A 16,022-nucleotide genomic window follows, 5' to 3' on the forward strand; every position below is an offset into this window, starting at 1 on the left:
CCCCAGCTGGAGCTCGTGACCGCCCGACCTCCGTGCCCGCGGCAGGAGTCGCCCCACCCGCTGCCGACCGGTCACCCCTGGTACGGCGGTGCGACGCCCCAGCCCCATCGTGGAGTCGGAGCGTGTTCGACCGGTGCGGCGCCGGGCTGGGAGTTCTCCATGGCGAGCCGGGTGCCCCACTCGAGGTAGCCGATGATCGCCGCCCGGAACTCCGGGTCGGCGGGCAGCTCGGCGTCGTCGGCCGCCAGGCTCATCGTGGCTGCGAACCGGTGCCGTTGCGCTGGAGTGATGGCCAGCCCGAGGTGGTGGCGCAGCATCGACTCATACCCGCCGTGCCGCTCCGTGTACGTCGCAGGACCGCCGAGCACCTCGGCCCACCAGTCCGCGACGTGCGCTCGATGATGCTCCGACACCCCGCCCGGGAAGAAGCCCGACAGGGTCTCGTCGAGCTCGACGCGGTCGTAGAAGCAGTCGATCATCCGGCGCAGCGGCCCAAGACCGCCGGCCCACTCGTAGAGCGTCGGCAACTCCGGTTCGTGGACTCCACCCATGTCGCCAGTCCACCTCACACGGCGGCCTGCCGCACCCGGATTGATCGTGAATGGCCCGGTTGCAGCCATGTCGGGACGTCCGTCGACGGGAGCCGCCGGCTTCGGCAGCAGCGCACGGCCGGGTCGGCCCGGTACGTTCTCGTGCCATGGACTGGGCGATGACCGAGCGTCACGGGCACGGGCTCGTCATCGGGAAGTTCTACCCCTTCCACGCCGGCCACCAGGCCCTCGTGCGCGCGGCGACGAGCTCGTGCGACCGCGTCACCGTCGAGGTCATGGCGCACACCGTCGAGTCGATCCCCGTCGACGTCCGCGTGGGCTGGGTGCAGGCCGAGCACCCGACCGCGCGCGTCGTCGCAGCCCCGGACGACCACGACGTCGACTTCGACTCGCCGGTCGCCTGGGACCTCCACATGGAGGTCATCACCTCGCACCTGGACGGGCCCGTCGACGCCGTCTTCACGAGCGACGCCTACGGCGAGGAGATGGCCCGCCGACTCGGCGCGACGTGGGTGCAGGTCGACCCCGGCCGTGCCTCGACCCCGATCTCTGGCACCGCCGTGCGCGCCGACGTCGCGGGCTCCTGGTGGGCGCTGCCGTCGCCGGTCCGGGCGTGGTTCGCCAAGCGCGTCGTCGTCGTCGGCGCCGAGTCGGCGGGCACGACGACGCTGGCCGACGCCCTGGGCGCGCACTACGGCACGACGGTCGTCCCCCGGTTCGGGCGTGAGTGGACCGACCGGCGTCCTGGCGGGGCGACCGCGCCGTGGCACACCGCCGAGTTCGACCTCGTGGCTCGAGAGCAGGCCGCCCTCGAGGATGCCGGGGCCGCCGCCGCACCGCGACCGCTGCTCGTCTGCGACACCGACGCCCTCGCGACGACGCTCTGGCACGAGCGCCACCTCGGCACCCCGTCGCCCAGCGTGCAGGCCTTCGCCGACGCGAGACCCGCTCCGGCTCTCTACGTCCTGACCGGCGACGAGACCCCCTCCGTCCAGGACGGCACACCCGAGGGCGAGCCCGTGCGCGCAAGGACTCAGGACCGGTTCCGCGAGGAGCTCGCGTCGCGCGGCGTGCCGTGGGTCGAAGTTCGAGGCTCGCGCGAGGAACGGCTGGCCGCGGCCGTCGCCGCCGTCGACGAGGTCGTCGCTGCCGCTTGGGACCTCGCCGACCCGGTGGGCTGAGGGACCAGCGCGACACGGATCGACGATCGCACCGCAGGTCAGCCGCCGGTCAGCCGCCGGTCAGCCGCCGCCGCGGGCCGCGGCCGTCAGGAGACGGCGGGCGGCCAGCGCCGATCACGCCACTCCGCCCAGGAGGCGAAGCCCGCCGGAGGGTCGTCGACGGGTTCGCTGCCGTCGAGCTCACCCGGTGTCGGGACCTCGATGCTCGTGGCCCACGCGTCGAGCTCCTCGTCGGACATGTGCCACGTCGTGCGCGACGCCTCGGCCAGACGCTGCTCCAGACGACGCCGCTGCTCGGCCCGAGTCAGCTCGAGGTAGTGCATCTCCACCCCCGCACCCCGGTCGGCGGCGGCCTGACGCAGCGCGGAGCGCTCGTCCCGGCCCCACAGGCCGTAGTCGATGACGACGTTGGTGCCGAGCTCGAGGGCGCGCAGACCGACCTCGATGAGCCGGCCCTCGATGACGTCCTGCGCCGACGGCGGGTTGTCCTGCCCGTAGAGCGCCTTGACCCACTCGTCCTTCGTCAGACGAAGGGCCCGCTGCTCGACCTCGAGGCGCCGGGCGGCGGTGGTCTTGCCGGTCCCGGGCAGTCCCACGGTGAGGAACAAGGTCGGGGGTCTCATCGATCACCTTCCGTGCGAGCGGTTCGGTTCCATCATCGCCGACCACGTCACCGTTCCTGCGCGAGCAGCGACCCGCTGGCTAGTCTCGACCTCAGAGCCAGCCAGCGTCGAGGGAGGCCACGATGAGGTTCATGCTGATGATGCACGTGGGGCAGGACGACGGCCGCGAGGTGCTCGAGTGGGCCCAGGAGGACATCGCGGCCATGATCGAGTTCCAGCGGGCCTTCGACCGCGAGCTCGAGGAGAACGGCGAGATGGTCTTCAACGCCGGGCTCGCGTGGCCCGACCAGGCCCGCATCGTGACCTACACCGACGGGACTCCCGCCGTCAGCGACGGGCCGTTCCCACCCGGGCGGGAGTTCCTCATCGGCTTCTGGGTCGTCGAGTGCGACAGCGAGGAACGGGCGTACGCCATCGCTGCGAAGGCGTCGTCGTCACCCGGCCCCGGTGGGGCGCCGACGGGCGTCCCGATCGAGGTGCGCCCGCTCGCGGGCCCACCGCCGGTGGACGCCTGACCGACGGGCGCACCGACGACACGGGGAGACCCGTACCGCACCGCCGCCCGGACGGGCCACCCAGCCATCCGGACGCTGACGATCCCGCCGGGGCGCCGGGTCGCGTTGTACGTTGTCGCCATGAGCGACACCCCCGTGTCAGGCGGGTCCACCGGGCCGACGGGCCCGGACGAGCAGTTCACCGTCCCCGTGCCCCACGTGCCGCGCGGCCCTGGTGCCGGCGCGGCCGGGCCCACGACACCTGCGGCTGCGGCTCCGACGCAGGCCATCCCCGTCTTCGAGCCGACGCGTGAGCTGCCCACGGCCGACCCGTCGTGGCCTGCCCCGGCGCCGACCGCGCCACCCGTGCCGCCGAATCCGTATGCCGGACAGCCGGTTTGGCCGGCCACGCCCAGTCCCAGCCGAGCCGCCGACGAGACGGTCGACCCGCTGCTCGGTCAGATCGGCGTCGCGCTCTTCTGGATCACCGTCGGCTGGTGGCTCTTCGTCCTCATCCGCGTGCTCGGCTTCCTCACCCGTCACGGCGTCACCGACACGATCCTCATCCGGACCATCGACCTCGGCGCCGAGGAGACCGTCGTCGCGGCCGTCCTGTCGGTCCTCGCCGCCCTGCTGCTCCTCCTCGGTCGCGGGCGAGCCGGCCGCTCGCCCCTCGGGTGGGCCTCCCTCGCCCTCGCCGTCGTCACGGTCGGCGTCGCCGTGTGGCGTCTCCTGCCGTGACCGGGAACGCTTGAGCGCGAGCGGGATCCGATGCTCACCCCCTCAGCAGCCCAGGTCGTCGCGGACGCCTACGGTCTCGACGGCACGGTGGCCCTGACCGGCCCGGTCGCCCGCGGTCAGCTCGGCCAGGTCTGGCGGCTCGACACCGGTGACGGCAGCCACGCCGTCAAGGAGTGGTTCGCGACGCCCGACCTCGGCGAGGCCTCGAGGGACGCCGACCTCGTCGCGGCGGCCCGCGATCAGGGCGTGCTCACCCCACGGATCCTGCGGACGACCGACGGCGACGTGGCCACGACCGTCGCCACCGCGGACGGCGAGACGGCCGTCCGGGTCTTCGAGTGGGTCGACCTGCAGCCGCGGTCCCGCCGGCTCGACCCGGTCGCGGTCGGGCGCACGCTCGCGGGACTGCACCGGGCGGGCGCGCCGTCGGACGAGGCCGTCGACAACTGGTTCGCGACGGGCTTCGGCGAGCAGCGGTGGCGCGACCTGCACCAGCGGGTCCTCGCGGAGGGCGCGCCGTTCGCCGGGCAGCTCGGCGCGCTCGTCGACGAGCTCGTCGCCGTCGAGTCCGTCGTCGAGCCGCACGAGTCGCCCATCGTCTGCCACCGCGATCTCTGGGCCGACAACGTGCTCGCCACGACCGGCGGTGAGGTCTGCGTCATCGACTTCGAGAACCTCGGCCCGGCCGACCCGAGCCAGGAGCTCGCCATGGTGCTCTTCGAGTTCGGCGACGACGACCCGGCCCGCGCGCGGCGGCTTCACACGGCATACCGCGAGGCCGGTGGTCCGGGACGGGTGTCCCGCCGCGGGCACTTCACCATGCTCGTGGCCGAGCAGGCCCACATCGGCCAGCTCGCCTGCTCGCGCTGGGTCGGTGCGAGCAGCGAAACGGAGCGCGAGCGCCTCGCCGCCTGGTTCCTCGAGATCCCCGACGACCCCGTGACGCTGCCGCGCATCGACCGGGTGCTCGCCGCCGTCACCTGAGCTCGGCGAGCACCACAGCACGCTCTCCTCAGGCCCGGACGACCCGCAGGGTCCGCACCTCGAAGGCACCGAGCTCCACCGGCACCACGCCGTCGAGGACCGGGACCGCGCCGTCGTCGAGCGGCTCCTCGAGGAGCGACGCCGTCGTCACCGAGCCGACCGTGAGGTCGAACTGCAGCGTTCCGCGGGCCCGCCCGCCGAGCGACTCGTAGACCCGGACGACGAGGTCGCCCGAGCGGTCGGCGGCCTCCTTGACGCTCGACACCACGATGCCTTCACCGGTCACGGTGACGAGCGGCGCGACGGCGCGGGCGCCCCTGACCCGTCGGGACGGTGTCCCCATGAGCGCGCCCTCGCGCGTGGCGACGTCGGCGTCGGCCCCGATGACGAGCCCGTAGCGGTGCGTCTGCACACCCTGGTCGGTCTCGGGGTCGGGGAAGCGCGGGGCCCGAAGCAGCGACAGGCGCAGCGTCGTGACGACGTCGTCACCGGCGACGTCGCGGGTCACGTCGTGGCCGTAGACCGAGTCGTTGACGAGGGCGACGCCGAAGCCGCGCTCCTCCGCGAGCACGAAGCGGTGCATCGACGTCTCGAACTTCGCCGCCTCCCAGCTCGTGTTCGTGTGCGTGACCCGCCGGTGGAAACCGAACTGCGTCTCGGCGGCGACGTGCTCGGCGCGCACGTCCAACGGGAAGGCGACCTTGAGGAACTTCTCGCTCTCGTGCCAGTCGGTCCGCTGGTCGATCTCGAGCAGCCGGGCTCCTGGTGCAAGCGAGAGCTCCTGTCGCACGGTGGAGTCGGGCGAGATGCGCCGCTCGACGACGACCCGCGCCACACCCTCCCCGTCGACCGACGCCGACAGCGCGCTCACCTCGCGCAGGTCGGTGACCCTGTTGCGGTAGTAGCGGTCGACGTCCCACGCGTCCCACCGGTTCGGGACGTCCTGGTGCAGCTGGAGGAGGTTGCCCTCGTGGCCGGACGCGATCGCGTCGCGTCCTGTGGCGAGGTCGACGGCCGAGGTGACGAGCCCCTCGGCCGACACGGTCACCGCCACGACACCGTTGTCGAGCACCCAGCCCCCGTCGCGCTCGCTCAGCGACACGGCACACGCCCCCGGGCCGGCGGGCTCCCGCTCGACGACGCCGCCGGCGGGGACTCCGGCACGCTCGAACGGCGCGGCGTTGGCCTCGAGGGCCGTGTCGCCCTCGCCGACGAGCGCCGCGAGCGAGCGCGCGACGATCGCCTCGGCCGCCTCGGTGACCCGGGCGTACTGCTCGACCGCCTCGCGGTGCACCCACGCGATCGACGTGCCGGGGAGGATGTCGTGGAACTGCTGGAGCAGCACCTGCTGCCACAGGGCGTCGAGCTCGTCGTGGGGGTATGCCGTCCCCGCCCGGACGGCGGCCGTGACCGCCCACAGCTCCGCCTCGACGAGCAGGTGCTCGGTGCGACGGTTGCCCTGCTTGGTCCGGTGCTGCGACGTCAGCGTCGCGCGGTGCAGCTCGAGGTAGAGCTCCCCGACCCAGACGGGTGCCTGCGGCAGCTGCTCCCGGGTGCGCTCGAAGAAGGCGTCCGGGTGCTCCCAGCGCACCCTCGGGCTGCCCTCGAGGTCGGCGAGGCGGCTCGCCCGGCCCGTCATCTCGCGGGTCGTGCCGCCCCCACCGTCGCCCCACCCGACGGGCGCGATCGAGCCCGTGGCGGCCCGGCTCTCGCGGAACTGACGCGAGGCCAGGGCGACCTCCGCGCCGGAGAGCTGCGCGTTGTAGGTGTCCATGGGCGGGAAGTGGCTGAGGACGCGGGAGCCGTCGATGCCCTCCCAGAGGAAGGTGTGGTGCGGGAACGTGTTGACCTGGTTCCACGAGATCTTCTGGGTGAAGAACCACTCGAAGCCCGCCCGACGCATCAGCTGCGGCAGGGCCGGGGAGTAGCCGAAGCTGTCGGGCAGCCAGACGCCGCGGCAGCGGATGCCGAGCTCGGTCTCGAAGAAGCGCTGGCCGTGGAGGAACTGGCGCACGAGCGACTCGCCCGAGGGCATGACGGTGTCGCTCTCGACCCACATGCCGCCGAGCGGGACGAAGCGGCCGGCGTCGACGGCCGCCTTGACCCGCTCCCAGACCTCTGGCCGGTGCTCCTTGATCCACGCGTACTGCTGCGCGCTCGACATGCCGTAGACGAAGTCGTCGGTCTCGTCGATGAGCGTCGTCATCGACGCGGTGGTGCGGGCGACCTTGCGGATGGTCTCGCGCACGGGCCAGAGCCACGCGCTGTCGATGTGGGCGTGGCCCAGGGCGGAGATCTCGTGGGCGCTCGCCTCTGCGGGGCGGGCCAGCACGTCGACGAGGGCGGAGCGTGCGTCGGCCGCCGTCTCGGCGACGTGCTGGAGGTCGAGACGGTCCATGGCGTCGTCGAGCGCCTGGAGCACCTGCATCCGGCGCGGTCCGGCAGGCAGCTCGGCCTGCAGCTCGAGGAGCACCTCGACGTCGAGGGCGAGCTCGAAGACGTCGCGCTCGAAGACCGCGAGGTCGAGGCGGCCCGTTCGGTAGAGCCGCGCCGACGAGCTCGTGACGATGTCGCCCTCGCGGGTCGGCACGAAGGGGTTGCCCGCGACGAGGATCGGGTTCGAGGCGGCCTCGACGTAGAGCTCGACGATCTGCCCGGCCTCGGCCTGGTCGGCGACGAGGACCCACTGGTTGCGCGGGTTGAGCGACTTCACCGGCGTGCCGTCGGCGCGGTAGACGAGCCCCTCGCACTGGAAGCCGGTCATGTCGCGGTCGAAGCCGAGGTCGGCGACGACCTCGACCCGGCGTCCGGCCCAGTGCGCCGGCACCTGCCCCGTGAGCCGGAACCACGTCGTGCCCCAGGCCGCACCCCACGGGGTCCCGACGGCATACGGCGTGTAGTCGAGGGCGAGGCCCTCGACCGGCGCGACCGGCTCGCCGGGCAGCTCGTGCCACTCGGCCGCGAGCGGTACCGACTCGGCATGGACGGCCGGGAGGATGCGCTCCTTGAGGACGCGCGTCACGCGCCCCACGGTCAGGGGGATGTCGTCGTGCATGGCTGCCTCTCGGGAGTGCGGGTCCACGGGGGTCGGTCCGTCGACGCGACCCCGACGGGTCCCCGCACGAGTGGCGACCCCCGGCATATCGTGACCGCGTGACGAACATCGGACGCCTCATGCTCGCGCAGGTCAGGTCGATCGGCTCGCGCAACGCCTGCCTGTCGCCGGGCGATGTGCCCGGCGGCCCGTGGGTCGCGCGCGGCGGACGGACCTACCGCACCGGGGCGAGCGGCAGCACGAGCGAGGCCATCACCCGAGCGCGCGCGATCCGCTCGGTCACGAGCGTGCGCGGCTACCAGGAGGTCGGTCGGGCGGACCTCTTCATCCAGGTCATCCCCTTCGCGTCACCGGAGGACGCCCGCGTGGCCGTGACCGAGCTGCGCGCCCTCCCGCGGACGATGCCGCAGAGCAAGGGCCTCTCCGACGTCGGGGAGCTGCGGGCGGTCGAGGCGCCAGACGCGTCCGGCACGACGCACGTGGAGGCGGCCGAGCAGGCGTTCGTCCTCGACGGCGAGCACTCACGCACGCTCACGGTGTGGTGCGTCGTGGGCAGCACGGTCGTCGTGGCGGCGCTCGGTGGGCGGGCCGAGGCGGTGCGGTGGCCGCAGCTCGCGGCGATCGTCGAGGCGCAGGCGGCCGCGCTCGGCTGAGCGGGGCCTCGGCCGACGAGGAGTGTCAGCCGCGACCGAGGATGCGGCTGAGGAAGCCGGAACCGGACGCCTTCTCGGACTCCGCGTGACCCGGGCAGCGCTGGCCCGCGGGCACGGTGCGCATGACCTGGTCGACGTGCTGGCCGCAGCCGGCCCACGTCGTCTTGCCGCAGGTCTTGCAGGTGGCCGCTCGGCACATGGTCGCTCTCCTCGGTCGGTTGATACCCATGGGGGTATGTGTCGTGCCCGACGATAGCCGACGCCGGGCGCGCGTCCAAGCGCGCGCAGCGACGGGGGTGCGGCTCAGCGACGGGGGGTGGCTCGGCAGCACGGGTACGGCTCAGCGGGCGGCATACGGCTGAGCGGCGCCGGAGCGCTCCCGGGTCGGTGAGCGGGAGCGGCGCTGCCGGGACGGGTCAGCGCTGCTGCCAGTCGGGACCGAGGCGGACGACGTCGCCCACGACGACGACGGCCGGAGCCTGCACGCCGCGCTCAAGGGCCAGCTCGGCGATCGTGCCGACCGTCCCGACCGTGGTGCGCTGGTCCGGCGCGAAGCCGCGCTCGACGACCGCGACGGGGCAGTCGGCCGACCGCCCGTGCAGGGCGAGCAGCTCGGTCGTGCGGGCGAGCTGGGTGACGCCCATGAGCAGGACGAGCGTGTGGTCGCCGCCCGTCGGGAGCACCGGGATGTCCTCGTGGCCCGTGACGACCGTGAAGCCGCGCGCGACGCCGCGGTGGGTCACGGGTATGCCGGCCGCCGCGGGCACGCTGACCGCGCTCGTCACGCCCGGCACCACCTCGACGCGTATGCCGTGTGCCTCGCAGGCGTCGCGTTCCTCGCCTCCGCGTCCGAGGACGTAGGGGTCTCCGCCCTTGAGGCGCACGACACCGAGGCCGCGCTGAGCCTCCTCGACGAGGATGTCGTTGATGCGCGACTGCGGCACCGGGTGGTTGCCGGGCGTCTTGCCGACGTCGATGACGCGCACCGAGGCGGGCAGACGGCCGATGACGGCGCGGGGCGCGAGGCGGTCGACGACGACGACGTCGGCCGAGGCGAGCAGCTCGTGGCCGCGGGCCGTGAGCAGGCCGTCGACCCCGGGCCCGCCGCCGACGAGTGCCACCCAGCCGCGACGGCCGTGCGTGCGGGTGCGGCGCAGGTCGAGGGAGCCCGAGACGAGCGCCCGCTCGACCCCGTCGCGGACCGTCACGGCCAGACCGGGGTCGCCGGCGGCATACGCAGCCACGGTGACCCGGCCGTCGGGGGTGGTCACGTCGGCTCGGGCGGCGACGCTCGCGGTCGTGCCTGCGGCGTCCGTGGCGTCGACGCACCAGAGGCGCAGGGCCTCGGCGTCGGCGGCGACCTCGCGGTCGACGGACGGCTCGCCCGTCGCCGTGTGGGCGAACCAAGCGCCGTCGAGATCGGCGGAACCGGCGTAGTCGCGCTCGACCCACTCGACGCGGCCGGCCACGGCCAGCTCGCGTAGGTCCTCGCACAGCCAGGGGGCCACGACCCGTACGACCGCGCCCTCGTCGAGGAAGGCCCGGACCCGGCGCGCGGACACCGGTCCGCCCCCGACGGCGACGACGAGGCGGCCGGTCAGGTCGAGGACGACCGGCAGGGCCGGCTTCAGATCTCCCATTCCTCGTCACCCTCGGGCTGCGTCGGGGCGTCGGCGGCCGTGGGCAGCGTCGCGCCCACCATGCCGGCAGCGACAGTGCGTCCGTCGTGCGCGTCGATGAGCAGGAACGACCCGCCGCGGCGCGAGGTCGAGTAGTTCTCGACCGGGACCGGCGCCGCCAGTCGGAGCGTCACGAGGCCGATGTCGTTGAGCGACAGCGCGTCTGCAGGGACCGTGTGGAGCCCGTCGAGGTCGAGGGCGCCGTCGAGCGACCGGACGGCCGTCTGCACCGTGCGCGAGCCGTGCTTGAGCAGCAGGCGCTGGGCCGGGCGCAGCGGAGCGTCACCCAGCCAGCAGACGACGGCCTTGATGTCCTGCGTCGGCTCGGGGGCGTCGGAGGCAGCGGCGATGACGTCGCCGCGCGAGATGTCGATCTCATCGGTGAGCCGGAGCGTCACCGACTGCGGCGCGAAGGCCTCCTGGAGCTCACGGTCACCGAGGTCGATGCCGGCGACGGTCGTGCGGCGGCCGGACGGGAGGGCCACCACCTCGTCACCGACGCGCACGACGCCCGAGGCCACCTGGCCGGCATACCCCCGGTAGTCGCGTTGCGCCTCGTCGCGGGCCGCACCCTGGGGCCGGATGACGAGCTGGACCGGCAGGCGGAAGGACTCGTTCGCCGGGTCGTCCGACGGCGGGAGCGCCTCGAGCAGCTCGAGGAGGCTCGGGCCGGCGTACCAGGGCGTGCGCGGCGAGCGCTCGGCGACGTTGTCGCCGTCGAGGGCGCTGACCGGGATGGCGATGGCGTCGACGACGCCGAGCTCGCGGGCCACGGCCTGCACCTCGGACTCGACGCGGTCGTAGACCTCCTGCGAGAAGTCGACGAGGTCGATCTTGTTGACCGCGACGACGACGTGCGGCACCCGGAGCAGCGCGGTCACCGCGAGGTGGCGGCGGGTCTGCTCGAGCACGCCCTTGCGCGCGTCGACGAGGAGCACGACGACGTCGGCCGTCGAGCTGCCGGTGACGGTGTTCCGGGTGTACTGCACGTGGCCGGGGCAGTCGGCGAGGACGAACGAGCGGTTGGCCGTCGCGAAGTAGCGGTAGGCGACGTCGATGGTGATGCCCTGCTCGCGCTCGGCGCGCAGGCCGTCGGTGAGCAGCGCGAGGTCGGCGGCGGTGAGGCCACGGTCGCGGCTGACCCGCTCGACGGCGGCGAGCTGGTCGGACAGGACCGACTTCGTGTCGTGGAGGAGTCGTCCGACGAGCGTCGACTTGCCGTCGTCGACCGAGCCGGCCGTGGCGAGGCGGAGCAGCGTCCCGCGGGCCGCACCGGCGACGGCGACCGGGTCGAGGACCGGCGTGGTCTGCGTGGAGGCACTCATGTCAGGCTGTCCTTGTCTTGGGGCCCCCGCGACGTATCGGAGCGAGGGACGAGCGGAGAACGTCGTGGGGAGTTCAGAAGTACCCCTCCTTCTTGCGGTCCTCCATGGCTGCCTCGGAGATCCGGTCGTCGGCGCGCGTCGCGCCGCGCTCGGTCAGGGTCGAGGCGGCCACCTCGACGACGATCTCGGCGTTCGTGCGGGCCGGGGACTCGACGGCCCCCGTGCACGACATGTCGCCGACGGTGCGGTAGCGCACGAGGCGCGTCTCGACCGTCTCGTCGTCACGCGGGCGGCTCACCGGCCCGACGGCGAGCCACATGCCGTCGCGCTGGAAGACCTCGCGCTCGTGGGCGTAGTAGAGCGGTGCGAGCGGGATGTCCTCGCGGTCGATGTAGCGCCAGATGTCGACCTCGGTCCAGTTGCTGATCGGGAAGACACGCACGTGCTCGCCCGGCCGGTGCCTGGGATTGAAGAGGTTCCACAGCTCGGGGCGCTGGTTCTTCGGGTCCCACTGGCCGAACTCGTCGCGGAGGCTGACGATGCGCTCCTTGGCGCGCGCCTTCTCCTCGTCGCGACGGCCGCCGCCGAAGACGCCGTCGAAACGGTTGTCGTTGATGGCGTCGAGCAGCGGGAGCGTCTGGAGCGGGTTGCGGGTGCCGTCGGCGCGCTCGCGCAGCCGGCCGTCGTCGATGTAGTCCTGCACGCTCGCGACGACGAGCCGCAGGCCGAGCCGCTCGACCGTCTCGTCGCGGTAGGCGAGCACCTCGGGGAAGTTGTGGCCCGTGTCGACGTGCAGCACCGGGAAGGGGATCGGCGCCGGCCAGAAGGCCTTCGTCGCGAGGTGGAGCATGACGACGGAGTCCTTGCCGCCGCTGAAGAGCAGCGCGGGACGCTCGAGCTCCCCGGCCATCTCGCGGATGACGAGGATCGCCTCGGCCTCGAGGGCGTCGAGGTGGGTGAGGCGGCGGTCGTCGGCGTCGCCCGCGGGCACGACGGCGAAGGCCGTGTCGTCCGCAGCGCTGTCGTCGGCGGCCACGCGAGTGGTCGGGGTGCTGGTCGTCGTCATGTGTGGAGTCCGCACTCGGTCTTGGCGAAGCCGGCCCAGCGACCGGCACGAGGGTCCTCGCCGGGCTCGACCCGGCGGGTGCACGGCTCGCAGCCGATCGACGGGTAGCCATCGGAGAGAAGGGAGTTGACCTCGACCTGGTGCTCGGCGGCATACGCCAGGAGCTCGTCGAAGCTCCACGCGGCCAGCGGGTTGATCTTGACGAGGCCGTTCTTGGCGTCCCAGGTGACGAGGGGCGTGTCGGCGCGGGTGGGGCCCTCCTCGCGGCGGACGCCGGTGACCCACGCCTCGTACAGCGGGAGGGTGCGAGCCAGCGGCTCGACCTTGCGCATCTGGCAGCACAGTGCCGGGTCGCGCTCGTAGAGGCGGGCGCCGTACTTCTCGTCCTGCTCGGCGACCGTCAGCTCGGGCATGACGTTCACGAGGGTGATCGGCAGGTCCTCCGCGACGATGTCGCGCGTCACGAGGGTGTCGGAGAAGTGGTAGCCGGTCTCGAGGAAGAGCACGTCGACCCCCGGAGCGAACCGCGAGACGACATGCGGCAGCACGGCATCCGCCATCGAGCAGGCAACGGCGAGGCTGCCGTCGAAGTGGAAGGCGGCCCAGGCGGCGACCTCGTCGGCGGTCGGCTCGTGCTGCCCGTCGGCGCCGAGCGTCGCGGTGAAGTCGTCGACGATCGCCTTGAGCTCGGCCTCGCTGCGCCGCCTGCGGGGCACCTTCGGGGTCGCGAGGGGAACTGCGGTCACAGGAGTGCTCCTTCGTCTGCTCGGCGGGTCCACGACGAGAAGGTCTCGCCGGACTCGCGCTGGTCGAGGAAGGTCCGCACGACGCGCTCGACGTAGTCGGGCAGGTCGTCGGCCGTCACCTTGAGGCCGCGGACCGTGCGTCCGAGGCCGGCCTCGTCGCGGTCGACGGAGGCGAGGCCGCCGCCGAGGTGCACCTGGAAGCCGGGCACCTGCTCCCCGTCGATCGTCACGAGCTGGCCCTTGAGGCCGATGTCCGCGACCTGGATGCGGGCGCACGAGTTCGGGCAGCCGTTGACGTTGAGGCTGATGGGGGTGTCGAGCTGCTCGGTGACGTCGGCGAGACGCTGCTCGAGCGCAGCGATCGTCGTCGCCGCCGTCGCCTTGGTCTCGACGATGGCGAGCTTGCAGAACTCGATGCCGGTGCAGGCCATCGTGTGCCGCCGGAAGGGGCTCGGCGCGGTGCTGAGACCGAGCTTCTCGAGCCGGGTGACGGCGCCGCGGACCCGGCGGCCCGGGACGTCGAGGACGACGAGCTTCTGGTGCGGGGTCAGGCGCAACCGGTCGGAGCCGACCGACTCCAGGAGGTCGGCCAGGCCGGTGAGCACGTCGCCGCTGATGCGCCCGACGGTCGGGGCCGCGCCGATGTAGCGCTTGCCGTCCTTCTGCAGGTGCACGCCGACGTGGTCTCCGGGGCCGCTGGCAGGCGCCGGCGGCGGCCCGTCGGGGAGCTCGCGACCGAGGTACTCGTCCTGGAGCACCTGGCGGAACTTCTCGGGACCCCACTCGGCGAGGAGGAACTTGAGGCGGGCCTTGTTGCGCAGGCGGCGGTAGCCGTAGTCGCGGAAGATCCGGATGACGCCGTGCCAGACCTCAGCGGCCTCCTCGGGTCGCACGAAGACGCCGACGCGCTCGGCGAGTCGGGGGCTCGTCGAGAGGCCGCCGCCGACCCAGAGGTCGTAGCCGGCGCCGAGCTCGGGGTGGACGACGCCGACGAGGGAGATGTCGTTGATCTCGTGCACGACGTCGAGGCTCGGGTGGCCCGTGATGGCCGACTTGAACTTGCGCGGGAGGTTGGCGAGCTCGGGGTCGCCGATGTAGCGGTCGAGGATCTCGTCGATGACGGGCGTCGGGTCGATGATCTCGTCCTGCGCCACCCCGGCGAGCGGGCTGCCGAGGATGACGCGCGGGGTGTCGCCGCACGCCTCGGTCGTCTGGAGACCGACGGCCTCGAGCCGCCGCCAGATCTCGGGCACGTCCTCGACCCGGATCCAGTGGTACTGGATGTTCTGCCGGTCGCTGATGTCCGCGGTGCCGCGGGCGAACTCGTGACTGATCTCCGCGAGGACGCGCAGCTGGGCGAGGTTGATCGCGCCGCCGTCGAGGCGGACGCGAAGCATGAAGTACTCGTCGGACAGCTCGGTGTCGTCGAGCTGCGCGGTGCGGCCGCCGTCGATGCCGGGGCGGCGCTGCGTGTAGAGGCCCCACCACCGGAAGCGGCCCGAGAGGTCCTGGGGCGGGATCGACGCGAAGCCCTCGCGCGAGTAGATCTGCTCGATCCGCTCGCGGACGCCCAGGCCACCCTCCTCCTGCTTCCAGGTCTCGTTGGCGTTGAGCGGCTCGGTGCCGTCGACCTTCCACTGCCCGTTGGAGCGGCCGGCACGGGGGGGCCGGGTGCCGGGGCGCACCGGGGCCGTGCCGGTCGCGGAGTCGGTGACGGTCATGTAATCGAATGTATAACCAGTGATTATCTCGGCCCAAACGGGTCCAGAGTGCGGCCCTTTCCCACCCAGCCGGTGGGAATGCCGTCCGGGAGCCCCGCGGTCTCCTGGGTCAGGGACCGGCGAGCTGGCCGGAGTCGACGGCCTGGACGATGCCGAGCACCGTCCGGAGGTAGGCCTGCGAGTGGTTGTAGGAGAGCACCGCCGCCGTGAGGTCGGCCGGGCGCGAGAGGTCGCGGCCACCGGCACAGAGGTAGTTGGCGGCGGCGAGCGCCGCGTCCTCGATGTTCTGCGGGTCCTCGACGCCGTCGCCGTTGCCGTCGGCGCCCCAGATGCGCCACGTGCCGGGGATGAACTGCATCGGACCCACGGCGCGGTCCCAGACCGGGTCCCCGTCGTAGCGGCCCCCGTCGGTGTCGCGGATCGCCGAGAAGGAGCCACCCGAGAGCGCCGGACCCCGGACCGGCGGGACGGCGTCGTGCGACGCGTCGAGCGTCCGGCCGCGGAGCGAGGACGACTCCACCTCGCCGATGGCGGCGAGCAGCATGACGGGGATGTGGCAGGCGCGCTGCCGCTCCGCGGCGGAGGCGTATGCCGCCCAGATGATCTCGTCCTTGGTGCGCGCAGTCGGCCGCGAGGTGCCCTTGGGAGGCACGGTGACGACGACGGGGATCTTGATGACCGCCTTGGGTCGCCAGGGCGTGGGGTTGGCGCTCGACCCGCCGCCCGGCTCGAGGGTCGCGGCAGGGACGGCGGGTGCCTGCTGCGCGAGGGTCGAGGCCGCGATGCGGATCTCGTCGAAGACGGGGAGCACGAGATCGCCTGCGACAGAGCCGAACCCACTGTCGAACGGCGGTGGTTCCGGCTGCGTCGAGCCATCGGTGCCGGATGTGGTCGCTGCGCCTCCCGGCACCAACGGTGAGAGCAGGGGTGCGGGTGTCGGGGTCGGTACGGACGGAGCGGTGTCGGCCATGGCCTGCGCTGCCGACCCGAGCAGGGCCGTCGCCACGGCGACGGAGGCGGCGACGGAGGCGGCCACGGCTCGTGCCGCGGTCCATCGTCTCGGCTTCGCCCCTGACATGTCCGTGTCCCTCCTCGGGCGCGTGGCCGCCCACTCACCAGTACAGCGCGAAATCCTCGACCGTGGCGACGAACGCCGAGTCCCACAGGACCACGGGCCATCCTGCCCTCCGGCCCGACTCGTCA

The 16,022-nt window shown here is 73.1% G+C and carries 15 protein-coding genes; 5 read left to right on the forward strand and 10 right to left on the reverse strand.

Features of this window, described 5'->3' with window-relative positions:
- Window positions 1–71 precede the first annotated feature (71 nt).
- Window positions 72–551 (reverse strand): group II truncated hemoglobin, encoded by a 480-nt coding sequence (locus tag H283_RS0100130; RefSeq protein WP_020141478.1) that lies wholly within the window; start codon window positions 549–551, stop codon window positions 72–74.
- Window positions 552–709: 158 nt separating this feature from the next.
- On the opposite strand from H283_RS0100130, the gene H283_RS0100135 reads away from it, so the two are divergent.
- Window positions 710–1,732: an AAA family ATPase gene (locus H283_RS0100135; RefSeq protein ID WP_020141479.1), complete on the forward strand. Its 1,023-nt coding sequence runs from the start codon at window positions 710–712 to the stop codon at window positions 1,730–1,732.
- A gap of 86 nt (window positions 1,733–1,818) precedes the next feature.
- On the opposite strand, the gene H283_RS0100140 is transcribed toward H283_RS0100135, so the two are convergent.
- On the reverse strand, window positions 1,819–2,355 hold the full coding sequence (locus tag H283_RS0100140) for an ATP-binding protein (protein ID WP_028785222.1): 537 nt from the start codon (window positions 2,353–2,355) through the stop codon (window positions 1,819–1,821).
- A 122-nt stretch (window positions 2,356–2,477) separates the two neighbouring features.
- Here H283_RS0100140 and H283_RS0100145 point away from each other — a divergent pair, with 122 nt between their 5' ends.
- The 3 genes from H283_RS0100145 (at window position 2,478) to H283_RS0100155 (ending at window position 4,574) form a co-directional block, all read left to right on the forward strand.
- The gene (locus H283_RS0100145) at window positions 2,478–2,870 is read left to right on the forward strand and encodes a YciI family protein (protein WP_028785223.1); all 393 of its coding nucleotides are present in this window, start codon (window positions 2,478–2,480) and stop codon (window positions 2,868–2,870) included.
- Window positions 2,871–2,990: 120 nt separating this feature from the next.
- Window positions 2,991–3,590: a hypothetical protein gene (locus tag H283_RS0100150; protein WP_028785224.1), complete on the forward strand. Its 600-nt coding sequence runs from the start codon at window positions 2,991–2,993 to the stop codon at window positions 3,588–3,590.
- A gap of 30 nt (window positions 3,591–3,620) precedes the next feature.
- Window positions 3,621–4,574 carry a phosphotransferase enzyme family protein gene (locus tag H283_RS0100155; RefSeq protein WP_020141482.1) on the forward strand — a complete coding sequence of 318 codons (954 nt, stop codon included), beginning with the start codon at window positions 3,621–3,623 and terminating at the stop codon, window positions 4,572–4,574.
- A gap of 28 nt (window positions 4,575–4,602) precedes the next feature.
- On the opposite strand, the gene H283_RS0100160 is transcribed toward H283_RS0100155, so the two are convergent.
- On the reverse strand, window positions 4,603–7,629 hold the full coding sequence (locus tag H283_RS0100160; protein ID WP_020141483.1) for a glycoside hydrolase family 38 C-terminal domain-containing protein: 3,027 nt from the start codon (window positions 7,627–7,629) through the stop codon (window positions 4,603–4,605).
- A gap of 98 nt (window positions 7,630–7,727) precedes the next feature.
- On the opposite strand from H283_RS0100160, the gene H283_RS0100165 reads away from it, so the two are divergent.
- On the forward strand, window positions 7,728–8,282 hold the full coding sequence (locus H283_RS0100165) for a hypothetical protein (protein WP_020141484.1): 555 nt from the start codon (window positions 7,728–7,730) through the stop codon (window positions 8,280–8,282).
- 25 nt (window positions 8,283–8,307) lie between these two features.
- Here the strand turns inward: H283_RS0100165 and H283_RS27440 are convergent, their stop codons facing one another.
- The 7 genes from H283_RS27440 to H283_RS28300 all read right to left on the reverse strand — a co-directional run bounded on the left by H283_RS27440 (window position 8,308) and on the right by H283_RS28300 (window position 15,897).
- Window positions 8,308–8,481 carry a hypothetical protein gene (locus H283_RS27440; protein WP_020141485.1) on the reverse strand — a complete coding sequence of 58 codons (174 nt, stop codon included), beginning with the start codon at window positions 8,479–8,481 and terminating at the stop codon, window positions 8,308–8,310.
- Between the two features lie 217 nt (window positions 8,482–8,698).
- Window positions 8,699–9,922 (reverse strand): uroporphyrinogen-III C-methyltransferase, encoded by a 1,224-nt coding sequence (gene cobA / locus H283_RS0100175; RefSeq protein ID WP_020141486.1) that lies wholly within the window; start codon window positions 9,920–9,922, stop codon window positions 8,699–8,701.
- Window positions 9,910–11,286, reverse strand: coding sequence for a sulfate adenylyltransferase subunit 1 (locus tag H283_RS0100180; RefSeq protein WP_020141487.1), 1,377 nt, complete (start codon window positions 11,284–11,286; stop codon window positions 9,910–9,912). The genes cobA and H283_RS0100180 overlap by 13 nt, the downstream gene beginning before the upstream one ends.
- 73 nt (window positions 11,287–11,359) lie before the next feature.
- Window positions 11,360–12,352, reverse strand: a complete 993-nt coding sequence (cysD, locus tag H283_RS0100185; RefSeq protein WP_020141488.1) for a sulfate adenylyltransferase subunit CysD — start codon at window positions 12,350–12,352, stop codon at window positions 11,360–11,362.
- Window positions 12,349–13,098 carry a phosphoadenylyl-sulfate reductase gene (locus H283_RS0100190; protein WP_020141489.1) on the reverse strand — a complete coding sequence of 250 codons (750 nt, stop codon included), beginning with the start codon at window positions 13,096–13,098 and terminating at the stop codon, window positions 12,349–12,351. The genes cysD and H283_RS0100190 overlap by 4 nt, the downstream gene beginning before the upstream one ends.
- On the reverse strand, window positions 13,095–14,819 hold the full coding sequence (locus H283_RS0100195) for a nitrite/sulfite reductase (protein ID WP_020141490.1): 1,725 nt from the start codon (window positions 14,817–14,819) through the stop codon (window positions 13,095–13,097). Before H283_RS0100195 ends, H283_RS0100190 begins: the two co-directional genes overlap by 4 nt.
- Window positions 14,820–14,928: 109 nt before the next feature.
- Complete coding sequence (locus H283_RS28300) at window positions 14,929–15,897, reverse strand: lytic transglycosylase domain-containing protein (RefSeq protein ID WP_231372201.1); 969 nt, start codon at window positions 15,895–15,897, stop codon at window positions 14,929–14,931.
- Window positions 15,898–16,022: the final 125 nt, after the last annotated feature.

This window comes from Terracoccus sp. 273MFTsu3.1 (assembly GCF_000383675.1).
Lineage (GTDB): Bacteria > Actinomycetota > Actinomycetes > Actinomycetales > Dermatophilaceae > Terrabacter.